We start from the raw sequence: 3,253 nt of genomic DNA on the forward strand, positions 1-3,253 counted from the left end.
AGCTTGTCGAGCGACACTTCGAAGCCGTCCGCGCGGTAGCCGCGCGCCTCAAGATAATGCTGGATGTCGAGTAGCGAAAACCTTCGCGCCGTATTTTTTCTTTGATGCCGTTGTCATACATGGAGTCGAACACCATACGCTCGGTGACCGGGTCGCCGTAATGGTGAGTCAGCAGCGTCGCAAGCGCAGCCGATCCGCAGCTATAGTCGTATTGCTGGCGTATCGTGCTCTGGTATCGTGCCTCTTTCAGGCTCGTTACCTTGACCGAAAAGCGGTTTACCGCGTCGGTCGGATCGACCGAACCAGCGTGCGCAAGCCGCATGCCAGAGGAAATAACAAAGCGATGGCGAAGCCGGCGATGGTTTTCATAATCGTCCGGCTTATTCCAGGGTGAAATTCAAAATCGTCGCACTCTGAATCAGCACGTTGTTCCCGGTATTCTGGATCAGCGTGGTCAAGCCGCTGGCATTGGCGAAGGCGTCGTTGTTGACGGCGTTATTCCCCGTGGTGTTGCCTGCCGCGCTGTTGCCATTGGCCTCGCCGTTTACATTCAGCTCGTTGAAAACCGCATCGATATTGTTGATCGACAATGCCTCGCCGCCGCGATAGTCGTCGAGATCGTTGCTGGATGCTGCATGACCAAGCAGTTGGGCAAGCCCCGGATGGTCGGCGCCGCCATCTTCCGACCCGGCGTTGCCGGGCGTTGCAACAAGGAAGTTCGCGGCTAGCGCAAAACTTGTGAACAGCGTGTGGGCGCGCGTCATATCGGTCCCCCTTTCGTGAAAAGCGCCGCGGAAGATTGCGGCTTCCGCGGCAAACTTTTTCTAGAAGTTCAGGTTGGCCTGAACGCTGACCGATTGCTGCGTCAATGCGGCGTTGCCGGTATTTTGCGATGCCAGGTTGATGCCAGCACCGCGGCCGCCGCTGATCTCGTTGTCGCCGGTTTCGAAATTGCTGAGCGCAACGATAGGAACCGCGACTGCCGCGTTATCCGTTACGGTGCCCGTCAGAACACTGGCCGAAATTGCGATACCGATGTCGCCGACCGTGGTGCTGCTATCGTTGAACGAGTCGCTGGTATCGCTGTAAGCCTGCGAGTGGTTGTTCGCGGCGGCGCTGTCATCGACCGCGACGGCGACATCGTCAACATCGATGCTGTTGTCGCTATTGTCGCTGTTGTCGTCGTTGTTGCTGTTGTTATCGCTGAAATCCTGGTTCGCGCCGCCGCCGCTTTGCGTCGCATCCACCGAGTTGTCTTGCGCGTTGATCAAGGCATCGTCCTGCGTGTTGTTGTTCGGGTTAGCGAATGCCAAAGTCGATCCAAAGCCGAATGTAGCCGCGACCAACGTCGATATCAAAGTCTTTTTCATGACAAGTCCCCTATCGATTGGTTGAGAGGCCGGGCGACATGCCCACCTCAGAAGAGCATGGCGCTGTGCCAGCCTCCCGCACAACCGTTCAGCACGGGTTGTGCCATTTGCAATAACACGATCAATCCAAAACGAAAATCGGCGCAAACGGAATTTTTCATCGAGCGCTGTCCTGCCAGAACTGTAACGGCGTTGAGGCAGTTGGGATAATAGGCTCCGGCCAGGCATTCGGAATGCGCATAATATGATTATAAAAATCAGTATGAAAATTTAGAAAACGAGAATTGAAGCGCATGTCAAATATTCCGACAATCGGAACGCCTAGGCCAAAAGGACTAGGCCAAAAGTAGTATTGATACCGTCATATCGTTCCAATAGGATGATCTTCTTAACGCGGCGTCCGTCCTTAGACCAGCCGGGTTCGATGGCAGTCGGGTCGTGGCGAAATGACGCGCTCGAGGCTGGGTCCGCGGCTCTTTCCTTACCCCATGGAAGGCCTAAAAAATGACAACGCGCTCTCTATTGCACTACGATCCCTCCGGCGAATTCACGCTGCCTGCCTTGCAGGGTTGGTCTATCAAAGCCGTGGACGATGCCCTCGCAGCGCAGAAGCTCGCAAATCAGCAATGCTATGTTGTTGGCATATGCTCGATCAACGCGGCGTCGGCGCTGCCTCCAATCGAAGAGTTGGTTGCCGATACGCCCCTCGAATGGATCGCTGTCCTTCCGCCTGCCTACATCGCAAACTGCGATACCAATCGCCTGATCTCGCAAAGCTTTTACGATTACCACACGCTGCCCATCGATCCCCGGCGGCTGGAGATAACTCTCGGGCGCGCGTGGGGCATCGGGCAACTCAAAATCGCTTCTCGCACGGCTGACGGCGCCCCTCCCACCCAGTACGAGATGGTCGGCGCCAGTCCGCAGATGCACGCGCTGTTTCATACCATCCGCAAAGTGGCAACCGTCGACGCCCCGGTGTTGGTATAGGGCGAAGCGGCACCGGCAAGGAACTTGCGGCGCGCGCGATACACGACCACTCGCAACGCGCGAACGGTCCGTTTGTGGCTGTCAATTGCGCCGCGCTACCGGCGACGCTGATTCACAGCGAACTTTTCGGCCACGAGCGTGGCTCGTTTACCGGCGCCCACAAACGCGCCATAGGACGACTCGAAACGGCCGCTGGCGGCACCGTTTTTCTCGACGAGATCGGCGATCTGCCGCATGAACTGCAAGTGACTTTGCTGCGCTTTCTGCAGGAAAAAACGATAGAGCGAATCGGCGGCAACGAGTCTATCGCCATAGACGTACGCGTGCTCGCGGCAACCAACATCGATCTCGAACAGGCGGTGGCGGAGGGTCGCTTCCGTGAGGATTTGTATTATCGGCTGAACGTATTGCGTATCGCAGTTCCCGCGTTGCGCGAACGCGAAACCGACATCGAAATTCTGGCGCGCTTCTTCTTCAATAAATTTTGCTTGGAACGGCATACTGGCGTCAACGGATTTTCCGATGCAGCAGTGCTCGCCATGCAGCGCCATGATTGGCCAGGCAACGTGCGCGAAATGATGAGCAGCGTCCGACGCGCGCTTCTGACGTGTAAGGTCGCCTGATTACGCCGCAAGATCTCGGACTGGATAGCCGCTTTAGCCGCCGGCATATCGTTCCGCTGGAACAGTGTCGTGACACTGCTGAGAAAAACGCTATCGTGAGCGCGCTACGGAGCACCGGCGACAATGTGTCGCAGGCTGCGAGTCTCGCGCATGACACTGTACCGGCTGATGGAAAAATACCGAACCAGCGGGCACTGTCTGATCGCCGCAGGCTCCGGGCGTTGACCAGAGTTCCTCGATAGAGGCTCAATTTTCACCGCGCGCTGTATC

General features: G+C 56.9%; 3 protein-coding genes and 1 pseudogene. 1 reads left to right on the plus strand and 3 read right to left on the minus strand.

Annotated elements, in window-relative coordinates; translation table 11 throughout:
* From H0V78_13985 to H0V78_13995, 3 genes are all read right to left on the minus strand, one after another.
* Nucleotides 1-322 (minus strand): hypothetical protein (locus tag H0V78_13985; protein ID MBA2352846.1); only part of this gene is annotated, 322 nt, incomplete at its 3' end.
* 58 nt (nt 323-380) lie between these two features.
* Nucleotides 381-764 carry a hypothetical protein gene (locus H0V78_13990; protein MBA2352847.1) on the minus strand — a complete coding sequence of 128 codons (384 nt, stop codon included), beginning with the start codon at nt 762-764 and terminating at the stop codon, nt 381-383.
* Between the two features lie 60 nt (nt 765-824).
* Entirely contained in the window at nt 825-1,370 is a 546-nt protein-coding gene (locus H0V78_13995; GenBank protein MBA2352848.1) for a hypothetical protein, read from the minus strand.
* Between the two features lie 504 nt (nt 1,371-1,874).
* Between H0V78_13995 and H0V78_14000 the strand changes: the two are divergent.
* Nucleotides 1,875-3,208 (plus strand): annotated as a pseudogene (locus tag H0V78_14000) (sigma-54-dependent Fis family transcriptional regulator).
* The last annotated feature ends 45 nt before the right edge of the window (nt 3,209-3,253 follow it).

It is taken from the genome of Burkholderiales bacterium, assembly GCA_013695435.1.
Classification (GTDB): Bacteria; Pseudomonadota; Gammaproteobacteria; order Burkholderiales; family JACMKV01; genus JACMKV01.